The organism is Pseudomonas sp. RA_5y_Pfl1_P24, from assembly GCF_963970945.1.
GTDB classification, from domain to species: domain Bacteria; phylum Pseudomonadota; class Gammaproteobacteria; order Pseudomonadales; family Pseudomonadaceae; genus Aquipseudomonas; species Aquipseudomonas tritici.
Genome location: NZ_CAXAOJ010000010.1, coordinates 139,918 through 158,210, shown reverse-complemented (window position 1 = coordinate 158,210; position 18,293 = coordinate 139,918). Strand labels below are relative to the sequence as shown.

Sequence of the window (18,293 nt, the reverse complement as noted above, 5' to 3'; positions counted from 1 at the left end):
CTTGTTAAACGAGGTGCTATGTCAGATATGTTCATAAGCCACGTAATTCAATGATTCGACGAATTCGCTTGAAACTGATCCTACGCTATACGTGTCACCCAGCTACTTTTTGGATCTCAGCCACCACATGCTTCACTGCGTCTTCGATCGCACCTTCATTACGGCACATCACCCAGCCGTGATCCGCAAACGCCTGCTCGAACATCTCTGTGCATGTAACATGCTCTGCATACTTCTGGATCACTGTACCGCCCAATCCTCGCGACCGTGCAGTTGCCCTCGCCCACGAAATATCCGGCGCGGTGACAACGCCGACATGCACATCCGGTACTCGCACGTCTCGCTCCTGGTTCAACTGGAGAATCTCTGCAAACGAGACGGTGTGTCGAAACGCAGCATCGGACGGATACCAGCGATCAATCAGGATAATGCTGTCCCACGGCTGCTGAGTCAGCACGTTCCGGGATATCCAACTGCGACTGTCGGCAAAGCGCTCGCACACAGCCCATTCCAGATCCCGTGAGGGATTTCTGGCAAGTTCATTAACCAGGGCCATGGTTTCCCTTCTGTAGGGATCGCTTTTTCTCTCGCAAAGTCGGATGACTTTCTTGTTGTCCGCCCTCAGTGTTGCCGTTACGGCCTCCAACAGCGTGGTTTTGCCGGTGCCTTTGGGCCCATCCAGAGAAACAAAAAACGGAATATTCATTTGTCACACAGTTATCAGGACAAAGATGACCACTCTAACTGCATTTTCATGCTGCCCACGCACCCATGCACTTTCACAAGTAATTTTCCCACCCCCTAGGTATGCTCCGCGTCTATTGCCGATCACTGATACCGGGATGCCAGCCCAAGTCTCTGCTGCACAGTCGCAGTCTATGGAGCCGTATCCTCTCAAGGACGTTTGAAAGATGAGCACCCCCGCGCTGGACATCAGCAGCCTGACCCCCTTGCCTTACCATCAGCGTGTGGTCGATTACCTGAAAGCCCATGAACCTGTCGTGTGGGAATGGGCCTCGTCTCTGGGTGTTCAGCAGGAACATGCCCAGGATGTACGCGCGCAGTTGCTAAGAGACACGTATCGCCTGAGCCCAGAGACCCACCCGCAGGCCTATCAGGCGTGTGAGACGGCGCTGCAATGCTTGCAGATCCAGGCGCCCGCGACCCTTTATCAAGCCGGCGATGGCACGATGAATGCCAGCCTGTATTACCTGGCCGGTGAAGTGCACGTGGTGTTCTACGGGCCGGTTCTTGAGCGACTGGACGCTCAGGAGTTACTGGCGCTGCTGGGGCATGAGCTGGCCCATTACCGCTTATGGTCTGAGCACGGTGGCGACTATCTCACCGCCGAGCGGATTCTCAATCACGCCATGGCCGATATGAATACGCCTCCCAGCCTGGAACAGACCGCACGTTTATATAGCCTGCACACCGAAATCTACGCCGACCGAGGCGCGGCCCTGGTGGCTAGCGGACCGAAAGCGTCGATTACCTCGCTGGTCAAGATTCACACCGGGATTGTCAGCGTCGATGCCGCCAGTTATCTGAAGCAGGCTCAGGAACTGGATGGTAATGAGGCACAGGTCTCCCAAGGCGTTTCGCACCCGGAGACGTTTCTGCGCTCCCAGGCGGTGGACAACTGGTGGCGGCAGGTGCCGGATACCGACAATTGGCTATATGGCCGGTTGCGTGGGCCGTTGTCGCTCAATCGCTTGGATGTAACCGGCCAAGTCGAGCTGACCGCCCTCACCCGCAGGTTTATCGCCGGCTTCATCGGCACCTCTGTGCTGCAATCGGAGGTGGTGCTCAATCAGGTGCGTGGTTTCTTTCCCGACTGGAAAGACAATGAAGCGACGCTGGACCTGGGCACGCTAAATGCCGAGCTTGTCGACGCGAGCATCCACGAATACCTGCACTTCATCATGCTCGACCTGAGCCTGGTGGACCGCGACCTGCGTGATGATGCCTTGTTGCACGCGGCGCGCACCGCGAAGAAACTCGGCAGTGCCGACGACTTTATCAGCGTGCTCAAGCGCGATATCAAATTACCCAAACGTGAGCTCGACCCGATCGTTCGCGCGCTCAAAGCGGAGGTCGACACATGGACCCGATAACCCAACCCATCAACTTCACTCAATTGCTGCAGACCCATGATGGCGTCGCCGTCCCCATTGACGATGTGCTGTTCCTGGCGCTGCCGCTACTGCGCCAGGTCGCTCACTTGCATGAACTGGGACGTGTCGCCCAGCTCAGTTATCTCGATGTGCTGCAAGGGCCGGAACGCACGCTGCAACTGCGCAATCCCGAGGGCGTTACGCCACGGCTGGCGTTGGAAGCGATCAAGCAGGTGCAACCTAATCCCGAGTCGGCGCTGAATGTCGTCGGCAAGGTCCGCCTGATCCGGGATTCGGAAAGTGGTGTGGCCGTGACCGACCTGCAAGTCCAGGAAGACCCGCATGAGACGATTGATCACCCGGTTTTCCTCACTGACCTGCACAGTTGGGAGCATCGCCTCGGGCACCACGACGAAATCACCGATATTTTCCAGCTCGGCCAATTGCTGGCCTGCCTGGCGTGCGGGTTGGATTTCGCCGATATCAACGACCTCAAGGCCTTTGCCCGTCACCGCCGTAACCTGTTTCAGCTCAACGGTCGGCTCAACCCGGTGCTGGCCAATCTGATCGTCGAAATGACGGAGCTGAACCGCCATGAGCGCTCCAGGGATGTCAGTTCGCTGATTCGACGCCTGGAATCCTGGCGCGAGCAGCCGGCCAGCCTGGATGTCGAGCGTGTGTTGGCCCAGGCCGAAGGCCCGGCTTCACGGCGCACCGTGGTGCTGGAGCATCTGCGCAACCGGTTGTTTGACCTTTCACGACGCAACCGCCTGTTGTACTTCAGACCGACACAAGCCAACGTCAACTTGACCGTAGCCAGCGTCCCCTTGGTGATGCGTGTTGAAAGTATCCGGCCCGAAGCCTTGTGCACCTGGCAGCCCACCTTCGGTGGCTTCTCCGAGCAGGTGTTGAGCGGCAAATCGGTTGGCCTGCAACAATGGTTGCGGTTTGAAGACCAAACCTGGTTGCAGGCGTCGCTCGAACGCATCATCCAGGAAACCCGCCGCGACCGCGCAGAGTTCGGTTTCAGCAACCTGCGCCTGGTCGTAGCCTTCATGCGCTGGCACAACCTCAAGGACACGCCGCAAGAGCGCATCGTCACTCCCCTGCTCTGGCTACCGGTGGAACTGACTCGCAAAAAGGGCGTGCGCGACCAGTTCATGTTGCAGTGCGATGAGACCGAAGCGGAGTTCAACCCGGTACTGCGTCATCAATTGCGTCAGCTCTACAATATCCAGTTGCCGGAAACCGTTGACCTGCAAAAGACCTCCCTGGAAGCCATCCACGCCGATATTGCGCGCCAGATCAAACTGACCGAGCCCGGCGTCGAGCTGCGCCTGCAAAGCAAGCCGCAAATCGAGCTGATCCACCAGAAGGCCGTGCAGCATCTGCAGCACTTCCAGCGCCGTCGTGCCCGCCAGCGCTTGTCGACGCCTTTGGTGAAACCGGATTTCAGCTACGACCGCGAAGATTTCCGTCCGCTGGGCCTGCAATTGTTCCAGCAGAAGGTCCTGCCCAGCGAGTTGCCGCTGCGACTGGCCGTAGGCGCCAAACCCGTGCTGCGCAATCAACATCCTCAGATGGTTGCCAGCAGCGCCGAAAACAGCACCTTCGCCATGCCCGAGAACCAGGGGCATCGCTACGCCTGGGACATCGACCTCACCCAGGTAACCCTGGCCAACTTCAACTATCGCAAGATGTCGCTGGTGCGTGACTACGCACAGCTGATCGACGAGCCGGCGCAAAATGAAGCGTTTGACCGGATGTTCTCGATCGAGCCTCGAGACGTCGAAGTACAGTCCTCGGACCCGATCCCGCTGCCCGACCAGTGGAACGTGGTGGCCGGCGACGCGACGCAGAACGCCGCCGTCAGTCTGGCCAGGACCGGTCGTCACTTCATCATTCAAGGGCCTCCGGGCACCGGCAAGTCACAGACCATCACCAACCTGATCGCCGACTATGCCGCGCGGGGCCTGCGGGTGTTGTTTGTGTGTGAAAAGCGCGCGGCGTTGGACGTGGTGTTCCATCGCCTGCAACAGAGTGAACTGGGCGAATTGTGCTGCCTGATTCACGACTCCCAGACGGACAAGAAAGCCTTCGTGGGCAACCTGCGCGAGTGTTATGAGCGCTGGATTGCCGGCGATGCTCAATCGCCGCAGTTGCAAGCACGGCGCGACGCCACACTGGCCACCCTGAGCCAACAACTGGGCCTGATTGAGCGCTTTGAGCAGGCGATGGTCGGGGTGCCGGAGTCCTTGGCCTGCTCGGTGCGTGAGTTGGTCCGTCATGTGATCGAGTTGCCACCCGTTACTGCATCGCTGCCGCCCGAAGCCCTGGAGCGCCTTCCCGAATGGCGTCACTGGCAGGCACAACACGAGCTGACCGGCCGGTTGTATCAGACCATCAAGGAACGCTTCGGCCTCGACAGCTTTGCGCGTCACCCCTTCAGTCGTCTGGCCTCAGGCCTGATCGCCCACGAGCATGCCTACGGCCAGCTCAAGGCGTTTCTGGAGGAAGCCAGTGGGCTGATGGACAGCGTCGAGTCTTTCCTGGAGTCATCGTCCACCCTGCTGTCCGATGACACCCACCTGACGGATGCATGCTTGCTGACCCAGGCCGCCGAGCAACTGACCGGGGCCAACCTGGCGGCGCACCTCGACCTGCTGGAGCCTGGTTCAGCGGGTTCCCAAACGCTGCACGCCGAACAGGCCGCCTTGCAGGCACTGATCGTGCAACTGCACAACGCCAGTGAAACCACGCGCCATTGGCGCGAAAAACTTGAGCCTCAAGATACCAAAGCGGCCCTGGAGCAGGTACTGCGCCAGGAAGGTTCACTGCTGCGTTGGTTGCAACCCGCCTGGTGGCGCCTGCGTGGCGAACTTCAACGCCGCTACGACTTCAGTCAGCACGCGATTCGCCCCAGCCTGCGCAGTGTGCTCGACAACCTGGCCTGCGAACACCGCGCCACTGCCGAGCTGCACGTCGAACAGCAACGCCTGCAAAGTCGCTATGGCATCCAGGATATCGACTTGTTCGTGCACAATCTGAACGCCCTGCTACAGCAACTGAGCGCATCACCGTTGTTGCAAAAGTGGGTCGAAGGTCTGCGTGGCAACCCGAGCACCTTGCCCGGTGTACGCCAGGAAGCCAGCCTGCGCCAGCCCATAGCGCGCCTGGCCAAGCTGGTTGCCCAGCATTGCGTGTTCGACCAGGCGCCAAGCCTGGCCGAGCTGGCCGAATACCTGCGCGACCTGCGTGAAGAACTCGACGAACTGCCCGACACCCTCCCCCTGCTCAACGAGCTGCACCAGGCCGATCCCGTCTACCTTGCGGTCGTGCAGCAGTATGCTTTGCCACAGCACGCGCTGGACGGGTTGATTGCCCAGGAAAACCTGACCCGCCTGTACCGCGCCAACCCGCAGTTGGCACGCTTCGATGGCCCGGCCTTGAGCCTGGCCGCGCGTCAGGTCAGCCAGGCTGAAAGTAACCTGCTCAAGAGCAATGCTCACGTGCTCAGCGCTACGCTGCACCAGCGCTTTTTGGAGCATGTAAAGCAATCGGCGATGTCGGTGACACAATTGGACGCGCCGGCCCGCGAGTTCAAGAAAGCCTATGGCAAGGGCCGTCGCGAACTGGAACATGAGCTGGGCAAGACCATGCGCCATCGCTCCATTCGCGAAATGGCCAGTGGCGACAGCGGTCGGGTGATCAACGACCTCAAGCCCATCTGGCTGATGAGCCCGTTGTCGGTGTCCGACACCCTGCCGTTGACCCCAGACCTGTTTGATGTGGTGATTTTTGACGAAGCCAGCCAGATCCCCAGCGAGGAAGCCGTGCCAGCCCTGAGCCGCGCGCAGCAGGTGATTGTGGTGGGTGACGAGATGCAGTTGCCACCGACCAACTTCTTCTCCAGTGCCGGCGACCAGGACGATAACGACCTGATTGCCATGGAGGACGGGGAACAGATCGCAATCAACCTCGATGCCGACAGCCTGCTGAGCCAGGCCGCACGCAACTTGCCGGCGACCCTCCTGGCCTGGCACTACCGCAGCCGGCACGAAGCGTTGATCAGTTTCTCCAACGCAGCGTTCTACGAAGGGCGGCTGATCACCATTCCTGACCGGCGTATCGAGCGCCCTGCCCCAGCCCACGCTGCCCTGGACTCCACCGATGCCCAGGCGGTGATTCAGGGTGCCAACACGCTGCTCGACAGCCCGATCAGCTTTTTGAAGATGAGCGATGGCGTCTACCTCAGCCGCAGCAACCTGGCCGAAGCCCGCTACATCGCCAACCTGGTGCGTGAACTGCTGCAACGCGAGACCGGCCTGAGCCTGGGCATTGTGGCCTTTTCCGAGGCCCAGCAAGGTGCCATCGAGCAAGCCCTGGAAGACCTGGCCAGCAACGACCCGGCCTTTGCCACACGCCTTGAGCGCGAGTATCTGCGTGAAGATGCCGGGCAGTTCAATGGCCTGTTCGTCAAGAACCTGGAGAACGTCCAGGGTGATGAGCGCGATGTGATCATCCTGAGCATCTGCTACGCGCCGGGACCGAACGGCAAGATGTTGATGAACTTCGGCCCGATCAACCAGCGCGGCGGGGAAAAACGCCTTAACGTGATCTTCAGTCGTGCGCGCAAGCGCATGGCGATTGTCTCCAGCATTGAGTCCGAAGCCATCACCAACACCCACAACGATGGTGCCGCCGCACTGCGTGCGTTCCTGCAGTTCGCCCAGGCCAGTGCCAGCGGGGATGCGCCGCGCTCCCAGGGTATCCTCGCCAACCTCAATCCAGGCGCCAAGCAGTCCTTTGCCGTCAGTCTGCCCAAGGACCACCTGCGCAGTACCCTCGCCGCCGCGTTGCGCAAGCGCGGCCATTCGGTCCAGGAATATGTCGGGCGTTCACAGTTCCGCTGTGACCTGGCGATCAGCGACGCCAGCGGTGAACACTTCAGTCTGGGGGTGCTGCTGGACAGCGACACGTCGGCCGCGGCTGACGTGCGTGAGCGTTACATCTTCCGCCCGACGGTTTTGCGCAGCTTTGGCTGGAAGATCATCGATGTGCTCAGCCATGACTGGTTGCGCGACCCGGAGGAAGTACTCAATCGCATCGAAGCGCTGCTTCGGGGTGAAGAAGCGTCTGCACTGCCGGCGCCGGAACAGGCCGTGGAAACTGTCGAGGTCGAAGCCGAGCCACCGCCCCTCCCTGAAGCGGCACCGTCAATGCGCGAGTTCACCTATGGCGAAGGCCACTCCAACAAATTCTGGCGTATCGGCGTCACGGAGGCTGAGGTGGTGGTGAGTTTCGGCCGCATCGGTACCAAGGGCCAGACTCTGATCAAATCCCTAGAGAGTCCTGAACGCGCGTTGCGCGAAGCAGAGAAGCTGATCGCGGAGAAACTGCGCAAAGGGTATCAAGAGCAGGCGCGTTCAATCTGAACGCGCTGCTGCGGCCCGACATGAACATTAATTTATGAACATTCCGATATCAGACGGGTTTTGCCGCCCGTCCGTGCTGGGCGCCTCTGAGGCTCAGCAGGCCTTCGATGCCTCGCCCAAGCGGTGGTAAGCACGGTTGAAATAAACCAGGCCCTCGTCCGCGCCGCTTTGGCGAATGGTCTGGACCTCACAGTAGAAGATACTGTGGGAGCCCACTTCATGGACCTGCACGATCCGGCAGTCGAAATTCACCAGCGCTTGCAGCATCACCGGCGCACCGCTTTCAAGCGTGGTCCAGCCTGTGACGGCAAAGCGCTCATCCATGCTCAACGTGCGGTCGGCAAAGGCACCGGACAAATGCTGATGGTCGCCGCACAGGGTGTTCACACACACTGTGCCGTTGCGCTTGAAATGCTCGTTGGAATGAGAGGAACGGTTCATGCACACCAACAGGGTGGGCGGTGAATCGGTCACGCTGCACACCGCCGAGGCGGTAAAACCGAACCGGCCTGCCACGCCATCGGTGGTGATGACCGACACGGCACCGCCCAACATGGCCATTGCATTGCGAAAGCTGCCTACGTCTACCATGATCGTTCCCCTTAGATATCCAGCACGAGTTTTTTGGATTTGGCTCGTGAACAGCACACTAGAATTTGGTCATTGCCGGCCTTTTCGTCGTCCGTGAGGTACACGTCCCGATGGTCCGGCTCGCCTTCGAGCACATCGCACAGGCAGGTACCGCACACACCCTGCTCGCAGGAAATTTCGATCTTGATGCCGACCTGCGCCAGTGCGGCGAGAATGCTCTGCCCTTCTGCCACCTGCACGGTCTTGCCGCTGCGGGCTGCCACCACTTCGAAGCTGCCACCTGAGCTGTCCACTTCCACTTGGAAATATTCCTTATGGATGTGCGTTTCGGTGTAGCCCTGGTCGCGTGCGCCCTGGATCACCCAGTCCATGAAACCTGAGGGGCCGCAGGTATACATGTGCACGCCGGCCTCGCCTTTGCCTAACACCTTGGCCAGGTCGAGCTTCTGTTCAGGCCCCTCATCATCGAAGTGAGTGAACACTTGCGCGGCAAACGATGCGTTGGCCAGCTCTGCCAGGAACGCGCTGCGGCCGCGCTCACGCCCGCAGTAATGCAGTTCGAAGGTGTTGCCCGCCGCGTGCAGTGCATAGGCCATGGCGATCATCGGTGTGATGCCGATCCCGCCACCCAGCAGCACCGAGCGACGCGCCTCGACGGCCAGCGGGAACAGATTGCGCGGTACGCTGATCTGCAACTCACGGCCTTCGAGCAGGGTGTCATGCACCCCGACCGAGCCACCACGCGAGGCCGGATCCTTGAGCACGCCGAGGCGATACAGGCTCGGATCGGCGGGGTTGCTGCACAAGGAATACTGACGTACCAGCCCCGGGCCGATATGGATCTCCACGTGCGCACCGGCGTCGAACACCGGCAGCGGCGCGCCGTCGCGACGGGTCAGGTCCAGAACGACAACGCCGTCCCCTTGCAGCTCGCGCTTGCGCACGACTACGTCCAACAGTTCTTCAGTCATGGCCGTTATTCCATGGAGTTCGCAAAGGCCGCCGTGGCGGCCGCTATCAGTCAGCGCATGAACAAGCCGCCATTCACATCCCAGGTCGCCCCGGTGGTGAAATAGGCTTCGGGCCGGGCTAACTGCACAATCAGGTCACCGAGAAAATCCGCGTCCCCCAGGCGCTGCACCGGGATATTGGCGAGCAGTCCCGGCAGGCGTTCGACCGGTATGGCTGTGCGCACCGCCGCCGACTCGATAGGGCCTGGGGCAATGGCATTGACCGTCACCCCACGCGCGGCGAACTCTTTGGCGAAGATCTTGGTCAGCGTCACGATGCCGCCTTTGCTCGCGGCATAGTGCGCGCCGGTCGCAGTGCCGCCGTTCTGGCCGGCCAGGGACGCCATGTTGATGATCCGCCCATAGCCGGTTTCGGCCATGTACGCGCCCAGCACCTGGCAGCCGAGGAACACGCTGCGCAGGTTCAGGCCTACCACGGCGTCGAATTCCTCGGGGCTGATCTGCATCAGCGGCGTGGTCTTGGTGACTGCAGCGTTATTGACCACCACGTGCAGCGCGCCGAAGCGCACCAGCACCTGGTCCAGGCCCGCTTCGAAATCGGCTTTGCTCCCGGCGTCCAGTTGCAGCGCAAGCGTGCGCTCACCCCCCGGGTCCAACTGGTGGGCGCACGCCTGTGCGGCTTCAAGGTTGAGGTCGGTGATTGCCACCGAGTACCCGGCCCGCAGGAGGCTGGCGCAGAAATGCTGCCCTAGCCCCTGCCCCGCGCCCGTCACCAATGCGATATGGCTCATGTCGGTGCTCCTCAAAGGATGTAGCCGATACCGGCAAGGGCATCGTCACTGTTGATCAGGCTGACCACTTTGCGCTGAATCCTGAAACCACCCTCGCTGCGGATCAGTTGGTAGGTAAGGTCGGCGCTGTAGAACTTCAGGCTTTCCTTGCGGAACTCACGGATGTTCTGCGCGCAGCGCACAGTCACCTGCACGCCGTCATCGGCCAACACCCGGAACCGCGACTGCATGCGCACCGTGCGCGGTTGCGGGCTGGTGGAGATCGATTCGCCGCCGGTCAGGCGCTGTACCCGTAATTCACGCATATGATGGTCGTCGTAGGCGTAGTTGAGGGTGTTCTCGAAGTCGGTTTCCTTGGGGTCGATGGGAATGATGTAGGTGCCCTTCTCGGTCCACATCTTCAGCCAACTGTCGTATTCACCGTGGTCGAGCATGTCGCCTTCCTGCCAGATGAAAGCGGTCACTTCTTGCAGTAGTTGCAGGTTCATAAGGTTCTCCACGGTCAGGCCGACATCATCTTTTTCCACTGCTGGTAGGCGGCGCGCATGCCGGTTTCTGCACTCACATCGGATACCAGGCCGTCTGCACTGGCCTGCTCGCCGGGCAAGCCACGGTTGAGCATGATCCACAGGTCGTCACCGGCGCTGGCGCCCTTCTGTACCCGCTCCCAGGCCTCGGAATCGTCCGGGGTGCCGAAACCCATCGGGCCCTGGAAGTGCTCGTGCAGACGCAGGCGATAACGGTTGGCCACGGCCGGGCCGCCGTCCATGGTGATCACCGAGTGGTGGATTTCGGTTTCGGTCACCGAGATCGGCTGCAATACCCGGAAAAACGCCATCGAGCACGCGACGTTGGGGAACAGGTTGAGGTTGAAGCCGGTACCGCCGACCGCACGCACAATACGGCGTACTTGCTGCTCCTCGATGCCTTCGTCACGCAGCTCGGCTGCCAGCCCTTCGAAACGCTCGGGGATCGGCTTGTCGAGGTCTGCCTCAAGGTCGATCAAGTCGGGAATCATCACCATCACGCTGTGACCGTTGCCCAGGTCCTCGACGTAGCCGGGCCCCTTGACGAAGTCGAACAGCGCCAGGGTTTGCTCGTCCACCGACGACAGGAAGCTCTTATGCACCAACGGGAAGTGGTAGGCGTCGGTGGTGTTTTCCAGCTGGATCTTCCAGTTGCCGGGGAAGCGGAAACGGTGCTCGCCCGGCACCTTGATGCCATAGCCGGCGCCCTGCTTCATGAACAGGTCCATCCATTTCTTCGCTGCGCCGAGATAGTCCTCAAGCGGCTCGATGTCGTCCTTGAAGGTGGCGAAGATCATGCCGGCATAGCTTTCGGTGCGCAGGCTGACCAGCGGCAGTTCGGCCTTGTCGATGCAGTCGCCGTAGCTTTCCGGGTGTGGAATGCCACGCAGCGAGCCATCGAGTGCGTAACCCCAGCCGTGGTACGGGCAGACGAAGCTGTTGGTCTTGCCTTTCTTGTGTTCGCACACGGTGGCGCCACGGTGGCGACAGCGGTTGAGCAACACGTGCACGTCTCTCTTGCGGTCACGCACCACGATCACCGGCTGCTTGCCGATATAGGTGGTCTTGTAGCTGCCGTTGTCGGGGATCTCGCTTTCGTGGGCGACCCAGATCCAGGTGCTGTAGAAAATCTTCTCCAGCTCGGCGTTGAACAATTGTGCGTCGGTGTACATCGAGGTGTGGACGCGGTCTGCCTGCACCAGGTCGGCAGGGTCGACGCCGAGGTTTACAGCGGGAATCAGCTTGCTCATGGGAGTGTCCTCGTCGGCATCAAGTGCGCTGAATAATCAGCTCGCGCCCAACCCGGGCTTCAACCTTGGTGTAGCGCCACAGCTTGTAAGGGCCATCGCCCACCGGGGTGCTACGAAACAGGTTGCACGCGGCATGCACGGTCTCGATGTCCGGCACGTCGGCCAACAGGTAGGTGGTCCAGGGGAAGCCATCGGACGGCCCGACCATGCTCTGGTCGTCATCCATATTGCCCAGCACCTTGACCCCGGCCAGGTCGTGGATACCGTTCCACATTGCACTGAACGCTGCCCACACCTGTAATTGTTCGTCGCGCGGGGCATCGAAAAAATTCTGGTTGATGCCCATGCAGAACAGCACGCGCAAGGTCTTCTTATCGCTCATTTCATTTCCTCGACGGTTAGAGGTAGCCAGGCAAAGGCTGTTTGCCGAAGAACATGGCTCCGGCATTTTGATAGGTGATGTCGCCCATGAAAGCGTGCTGGGTCACCACCTGGGCGTCGTTGACGCAGCGTGCCAGCGGGCTGTCGTTGTACACACCGCTCATGCCCGAGAGCATCTGCGCGGTGCGCGCCACATCGGCAGCGACGCGGGTGGCATGGGTCGACGACAGGCGCAGCAGGTTGGTTGCGGCCACCGGCACCGCATCGCCGGCCAGCACATAATCCCAGGCGCGGTCGATGGACTCGTAGAAGAACGCTCGCGCGGCACGCAACTCGGCTTCCGCCCGCGCAATATCGACCTGGGCCAGGGGCCGGTCGGCAATCGCCGGGGCGCCGGTGACCGAGACGCGCCCGCTGGCCATGTCCGAAAGGGCATCCAGTGCCGCGCGGGCGACGCCAAGGCCGACGACCGAAAGCACTTGGGTGGCGAACGACAGCGACGGGTAACGAAAGAACGGCTCGTCCAGGTTCGGCAGGCCGCCGCGCACGAAGGTCCACTCCTCGCAGACCCGCACGTTTTCCACCACCAGGTCATGGCTGCCGGTGCCGAGCAGGCCGACGGTGTCCCAGGTTTCGTCGATGCGTATCTCACTGCGCGGCATCACGGCAATGCGTGGCAGGCCGAAGGTGTCGCCGCTCTTCGGGGCGATGCCGACGCCGACAATGTCGGCGCCGAGGGAGCCGCTGGAGTATTTCCAGCGACCATTGACCACAAAGCCGCCTTCGACCACTTCCGCCGGTTGCGGCGGAAAGATGCCACCGGCGAATACCCGGTCAGGGCCGTCGGCATACACCTTGGCGATGCTGTCCAGCGGCAGTGCGGCAAGGTAAACCGGGCTCATGCCGAAGCTGGCAACCCAGCCGGCCGAACCGTCCGCCTGGGAAATGCGCTCGATCACCTGGCAGAACTCGGCGGGCGAACACTCCAGGCCACCAAAACGCTTGGGCACCAGCGCCCGGTAAACGCCGTGCTGTTTGAAGGACTCGATCACGTCCTGCGAAATGTGACGCTGACGGTCAAACTCACCGGCTCGGGCACGTTCACGCACATCGACAAGCAAGGCGTCGAAGGTCGGGCCACTGACAAGTGAGCTCACGGTATCGACCGCTGTTTTTTTTAGCGAATGCATACATTTACTCCGTTGTCAGGAACGGTATTGGGCTGAACAGGAAGGCAGTGTCGAGCTGGGACGGGAGACGGAACGGGGGCGATGGATCGGCATAGTGGTTACCTTTGTTTTTGTGGGTGCCGTTGGGGTGAATCTGAGCTCGATTACGTGAATTGTCAATTGATTTATCGCCTTTAAAAGCAATACTAATCACGTAATATTCTGACGAAAACTCAGATCATGTAATGTACATATCATTGTTTTTATTGATTTAAAGTTATTTTTAGCCGTCTTTATGCCATGACGTTTATTCACTAAATAATTGTGCGATTATCGGAAAGCGATATTATTTTTTAGCATCGCGCTTTCAGCGCAACGGTGAGAACGGCGCCGGCAGGTAAACCGTGGAATGCATCTGCTTGAGCTGCGGCGCCGAATCTTCAGGTGGCCAAGCGCCGTCGGCCACGGCACGGGTACGTACTTCAAGGCGCTGCTCCAGCGAGCTGTAGGGCCAGATATGCAGATAACGCGGAATCTGCCCGCTGGTGGCATAGAACGCGGCATATACCCGGGAATAATCCGCCCCGGTGCGACGCTCTACGGACTTGCACCAACCGCGCAACGTCGGTGCCAGTCCACTGGGTACCAGGTTGTATTCGCGCAATTCGTAGAACGGGCCGTGAGCCCCGGGAGGCAGCGGCTCGACGAAGGCGAAGGCGCTGTAGTCGTCCACCTGCTGGTCAAGCAGAAATTCGCCAATCGCAAACCCATCGGCCGCCAGTAGATACCGTTCGCGCTCGCGTTCGCGAGCGCCGCCATCGTCGAACCCGCGCAGGACCGCGATGCGATTCTGCTGGCCGATTTCCGACACCCAGCAGCCCATCAAATGCACGCCCTCGCCCGCTTCGCGCAAGCTCCGCTCCAGACGCGGCAAGGCTTGAGGCACGGTGCGAACACGCAGGGTAAAGGTCAACAATTCGAACAGTTTCAAGGCAATCTCCAGGGGCTACGCGCACGGCGCGACTGCCCTTGTCGGGCAGTCGCGGGAGCGTGCAAAACGGGCGGGGGGAGTGAGGGCTATTGGCGAGGCACCGGTAACTCGGCGTCGCTGTTCCAGGCCTCAACCGGGCGACTGAACAGGTTTTCGGTCTGGAAGTGCGCCATGCGCCACTGTCCGTCTTCCTCGGCAAAGCGCACGTTCAGGCGCGCGGCGTTAAGGTGGGAGGCGCCGCTGGCGAAGGTGGACGTCTGCAACATCACCCAACTGCCAAGCACGGTATCGTCCTGCACCTCGATCAGCTCGCTGGTGAGGAAGTGCACGTTGAGGGCAAAGTGCGCCGGGGTTTTCATGTAACCGGCGAACATCGCGGCAATCGCTTCGCGTCCACGATAACCACCGAAGCTCTGGGCGTACTTCGCGCCTTTGCCCTCCCACACCGCATCAAGGGTGAACAGACCGGCCAGTTCGTGCAGTGGCGTGCGTGCATCGAGTGCATCACACAGCACCATGTAGCGGTTCATGCAGGCACGGGCGCTGGCTTCGTTTTCAAAACGGCGCAGGCGTCGCTCCAGGTCCGCTCGCGGTATGGTTGCGCTCATTTCAGACCTCTCCCCCGGCGTACAGACGCTCGAGCAGGCGGCCGGCAATGGCCAGCAGTTGCTCATCGGCGCCCTTGGCCCCCACCAGTTGCAGGCCCACCGGAAGTCCTTCGGCGCTGGCCAGAGGAATGCTCAGCGCCGGGTGTCCCGACAGGTTGAACGGGCGCACGAAGGCGGTCATTCCGAGCACTGCCTGGGTGTCAGTTGCCTCGGTCAGGGTCAAGGGGAAGTCCGGCATGGTCGGCAGTACCAGCACATCGACGTGCTGCAAGGCGGCGTCGACTTCGGCCGTGAACTGCGTGCGCACCCGCTCGGCTTCGGCCAGCGCGGCCGCCGTGGTATTGCCGGCGGCGGCCAGGCGCGCAGCGATGTCGGCACCCACCTTGCCAGTTTCCAGCAAGTGACCGCACGCATCGAAGGTTTCGCGGTTGATGACCACCATGCCAGCGTCATAGGCCGCCTTGAGGCTGGGCAGCGTGAGACGTTCACCGGGTAGACGGATCACCGCGATGGCGGCCTCGATCACACGCTGTACGGCTACGCTAGTCTGCACCGTCACGATGCCCAGGCGCGGCGCATCCGGCGCCGCCACCGGCTTGAAGCTGGCGTCGATCGCCTGCATGGCGGTGACCAGCATCGGCAGGCTCGCGGCAAACGGACCGACGCAGTCGAGGCTGCTGTGCGCCGGCATTACGCCACGGCGGCTGACACGCCCGAACGTCGGCTTGAAGCCGAACACCCCACAGCAACACGCCGGGATGCGCACAGAGCCGCCAGTGTCGGTTCCCAGGGAAAAATCCGTCAGCCCGGCCGCCACGGCAGCCGCCGAACCACTGGAGGAGCCGCCCGGAATGCGCCCCGGGAAACGCGGATTGGGCGCGGTGCCGGTCCAGTGATTAATGCCCGTGGTGCCAAACGCCAGTTCATGCAGGCTGGTCTTCCCCACCAGGCGACAGCCCTTCTCCAGCAGCGCCTGCACCACATCGGCGTGGGCCGTGGCAGGTGCGGCATCCTCCAGGGCCTGGCTCGATGCTCGGGTGGGCAGGCCGGCGATATCGATGGTGTCCTTGACCATCACGGTCGGCCCATCGCCGCCAAGGGAAAGCTGTTCAATCACCAGGGTCATGTCGGGTTACCTTCATTGTGAAATGCGGAATGGGGCGCCCGATGCGCCCTTTCCTTTTTTTCACACTCACCGAATATTACGTGAATTGTCAACTAAATTTCCCAACACAAGGCAGACTGCTATCCGGGCAAAAGCCGTGCCGAATTCACGAGAAAAGTCTATGATTGCCCGCCGCCCCCCCGACATGAGCAGACCATGAGCGCACCGAAAAAACACGCAGGCCGCTACGACCCCGGCAGCGAAGACTTTCACAAAGAGGATTTCCCGTTCTACTGGCTGGCCATGGTGCATGGTCGCTACAGCCAGTACATGGAAAAGGCGCTGAAAAAAATCGGCCTGGATATCCCGCGCTGGCGGGTGTTGTTCATTCTCAAAGAGAACGGCCAATCGAGCATTTCTGAAATCTCCACCCACGCCATCGCCAAGCTCTCGACCATCACCAAGACGGTGTATCGCATGAAGGAAGACGGCCTGGTGGACACCGCGCCCTGCGAGGATGACGGCCGCGTGACGCAAGTGCGCATCACCGAACAAGGGCGCGAGGCGATTGAACGTATCCAGGTCGCCACGGGGGACGTGTTCAAGCGCAGTTTCACCGGCATGACCGAAGCGCAGATCCAGCGCCTGAACCGCATGCTCGAAACGGTGTTCGACAACCTCGGCGAACCCTAGGTCAGCGGCGCCCCAACCTGGCAGGCATAACCAATTTCCTGGCAGGCTCGAACAAGCAGCCACGCGTGCATCGGTTTCTAATGCAAAGGTCTTTCGAGCGCCCACGGGCGCGACGAATCCTTCATTGGAGCGCCACCATGCACATTGCCCTGCTGCCCTCAGTCGTTGCCTTCCTGGGTCGCGACCATTCCAACTTCATCAATGGCGCCGCGCACACCAGCGCCTCCCCCCAGCGCATCGGCGTGGTCGATCCCGGAACCGGCGAGACCGTCGCGCAGCTGCGTGACGGTCTCGCCGAGGATGTGAACCTGGCCGTCGACGGCGCCACCGCTGCCTTCAAGGGCGCCTGGGCGCAAGTCACCCCCTACCAGCGCGGCGTGCTGCTCAACCGCCTGGCCGATCTGATAGAGGCCAACGGCGAAGAGCTGGCGCAACTGGAAACCCTGAGTTCCGGCAAATCGATCAACCTGTCGCGGCATATCGAAGTGAGCCAGAGCGCCGTGTTCCTGCGCTACTTCGCCGGCTGGGCGACCAAGATCGGCGGCCAGACAATGACCCCGTCGTTCCCTTCAATGGCGGGTGAGCAGTACAGCGCCTACACCCTGCGCGAGCCGGTGGGCGTGGTGGCGGCCATTGTGCCGTGGAACTTCTCGCTTATGATCGGCGTGTGGAAACTGGGCGCCGCGCTGACCACCGGCTGCACGGTGGTGCTCAAACCCAGCGAATACACACCGCTGTCCCTGCTGCGCCTGGCGGAACTTGCGATCGAGGCGGGAATTGCGCCGGGCGTGATCAACGTGGTAAACGGGCGCGGCAAGGTGGGCCAGCAGTTGATCGAACACCCGGCCGTGCGCAAGGTGTCGTTCACCGGTTCGGTGCCCACCGGCATCGCGGTGGGCAAGGCCGCCATGGCGGCCGACCTGACCCGCGTCACCCTGGAGCTGGGCGGCAAGAATGCCGCCGCGCTGCTGGCCGATGCCAATGTCGATGACGCCGTAGCGCGCTTCGTGCAATCGGCCTATGTGCACCAGGGCCAGGTGTGCGCGGCCCCCGAGCGTTTGTTCGTGCACCGCTCCATCGTCGAGCAGGTGACGCAGAAGATGGCGGCGATGTTGTCGCAGATGGTCATAGGCTCGCCTCTGGATGAACAGGCTCAGTTCGGCCCGCTGTCGAACAAGCCGCACTTCGACAAGATCCTCGGCTTTTTCGACCGTGCCCTGCAGAGCAACCAAGTGATATGCGGTGCGCGTGCCGTGGACCGTTCCGGTTACTACGTGGAACCGACGCTGATCATCGCCAACGGCAAGGACGATCCGCTGCTGCACGAGGAAACCTTCGGCCCGGTGGTATGCGTGCTGGCGTTCGACGATGAAGAAGAACTGGTCACCTTGATGAACGACAGCCCGTTCGGCCTCACGGCCAGTATCTGGACCAACGACTTGTCCAGGGCCTTGCGCCTGATCCCGCGAATCGAGGCGGGGACGGTGTGGGTCAACATGCACACATTTGTCGACCCAAGCGTGCCATTTGGCGGGATGAAGGCGTCGGGCATGGGGCGTGAATTCGGCAGTGCGTTTATCGACGACTACACCGAGCTGAAATCCGTGATCATGCGCTATTGACCACGCCGGACCTGTGGCGAGGGAGCTTGCTCCCACGCCGCATCC

15 protein-coding genes are annotated in these 18,293 nt (G+C 61.2%); 4 read left to right on the top strand and 11 right to left on the bottom strand.

All coding sequences use genetic code 11. The annotated features are described in order from the left end of the window. Positions 1-94: 94 nt before the first annotated feature. Positions 95-706 carry a dTMP kinase gene (locus AACY30_RS18820; RefSeq protein WP_339540928.1) on the bottom strand — a complete coding sequence of 204 codons (612 nt, stop codon included), beginning with the start codon at positions 704-706 and terminating at the stop codon, positions 95-97. A 205-nt stretch (positions 707-911) separates the two neighbouring features. Between AACY30_RS18820 and AACY30_RS18815 the strand changes: the two genes are divergently transcribed. Both AACY30_RS18815 and AACY30_RS18810 read left to right on the top strand, forming a co-directional pair. Next, positions 912-2,114: a M48 family metalloprotease gene (locus AACY30_RS18815; protein WP_339469885.1), complete on the top strand. Its 1,203-nt coding sequence runs from the start codon at positions 912-914 to the stop codon at positions 2,112-2,114. After that, entirely contained in the window at positions 2,102-7,549 is a 5,448-nt protein-coding gene (locus AACY30_RS18810) for a WGR domain-containing protein (RefSeq protein WP_339540927.1), read from the top strand. Before AACY30_RS18815 ends, AACY30_RS18810 begins: the two co-directional genes overlap by 13 nt. 93 nt (positions 7,550-7,642) lie before the next feature. Here AACY30_RS18810 and AACY30_RS18805 read toward each other — a convergent pair whose 3' ends face one another. The 10 genes from AACY30_RS18805 to AACY30_RS18760 all read right to left on the bottom strand — a co-directional run bounded on the left by AACY30_RS18805 (position 7,643) and on the right by AACY30_RS18760 (position 15,954). Then, on the bottom strand, positions 7,643-8,140 hold the full coding sequence (locus tag AACY30_RS18805; protein WP_065930110.1) for a flavin reductase: 498 nt from the start codon (positions 8,138-8,140) through the stop codon (positions 7,643-7,645). 11 nt (positions 8,141-8,151) lie between these two features. Continuing rightward, positions 8,152-9,111, bottom strand: coding sequence for a PDR/VanB family oxidoreductase (locus AACY30_RS18800; RefSeq protein WP_339469888.1), 960 nt, complete (start codon positions 9,109-9,111; stop codon positions 8,152-8,154). Between the two features lie 50 nt (positions 9,112-9,161). Continuing rightward, positions 9,162-9,902 (bottom strand): SDR family NAD(P)-dependent oxidoreductase, encoded by a 741-nt coding sequence (locus AACY30_RS18795; protein ID WP_339540926.1) that lies wholly within the window; start codon positions 9,900-9,902, stop codon positions 9,162-9,164. An 11-nt stretch (positions 9,903-9,913) separates the two neighbouring features. Beyond that, positions 9,914-10,390, bottom strand: a complete 477-nt coding sequence (locus AACY30_RS18790) for an aromatic-ring-hydroxylating dioxygenase subunit beta (RefSeq protein WP_339469889.1) — start codon at positions 10,388-10,390, stop codon at positions 9,914-9,916. 14 nt (positions 10,391-10,404) lie between these two features. After that, complete coding sequence (locus AACY30_RS18785; RefSeq protein WP_339469890.1) at positions 10,405-11,679, bottom strand: aromatic ring-hydroxylating oxygenase subunit alpha; 1,275 nt, start codon at positions 11,677-11,679, stop codon at positions 10,405-10,407. Positions 11,680-11,698: 19 nt separating this feature from the next. Beyond that, a complete protein-coding gene (locus AACY30_RS18780) occupies positions 11,699-12,061 on the bottom strand; it encodes a hypothetical protein (RefSeq protein ID WP_017528258.1) in 363 nt (120 codons plus the stop codon). Between the two features lie 16 nt (positions 12,062-12,077). Next, positions 12,078-13,250, bottom strand: coding sequence for an indole-3-acetate monooxygenase (gene iacA / locus AACY30_RS18775; RefSeq protein WP_339540925.1), 1,173 nt, complete (start codon positions 13,248-13,250; stop codon positions 12,078-12,080). Positions 13,251-13,596: 346 nt separating this feature from the next. Beyond that, entirely contained in the window at positions 13,597-14,220 is a 624-nt protein-coding gene (locus tag AACY30_RS18770; RefSeq protein ID WP_339469892.1) for an NIPSNAP family protein, read from the bottom strand. An 86-nt stretch (positions 14,221-14,306) separates the two neighbouring features. Then, a complete protein-coding gene (locus AACY30_RS18765; RefSeq protein ID WP_339540924.1) occupies positions 14,307-14,828 on the bottom strand; it encodes a nuclear transport factor 2 family protein in 522 nt (173 codons plus the stop codon). Position 14,829: 1 nt separating this feature from the next. After that, complete coding sequence (locus AACY30_RS18760) at positions 14,830-15,954, bottom strand: amidase (protein ID WP_339540923.1); 1,125 nt, start codon at positions 15,952-15,954, stop codon at positions 14,830-14,832. 195 nt (positions 15,955-16,149) lie between these two features. On the opposite strand from AACY30_RS18760, the gene AACY30_RS18755 reads away from it, so the two are divergent. Together AACY30_RS18755 and AACY30_RS18750 are read left to right on the top strand one after the other, a co-directional pair. Beyond that, positions 16,150-16,626, top strand: coding sequence for a MarR family winged helix-turn-helix transcriptional regulator (locus tag AACY30_RS18755; protein ID WP_062380616.1), 477 nt, complete (start codon positions 16,150-16,152; stop codon positions 16,624-16,626). Between the two features lie 137 nt (positions 16,627-16,763). After that, positions 16,764-18,248: an aldehyde dehydrogenase family protein gene (locus AACY30_RS18750; protein WP_339540922.1), complete on the top strand. Its 1,485-nt coding sequence runs from the start codon at positions 16,764-16,766 to the stop codon at positions 18,246-18,248. The last annotated feature ends 45 nt before the right edge of the window (positions 18,249-18,293 follow it).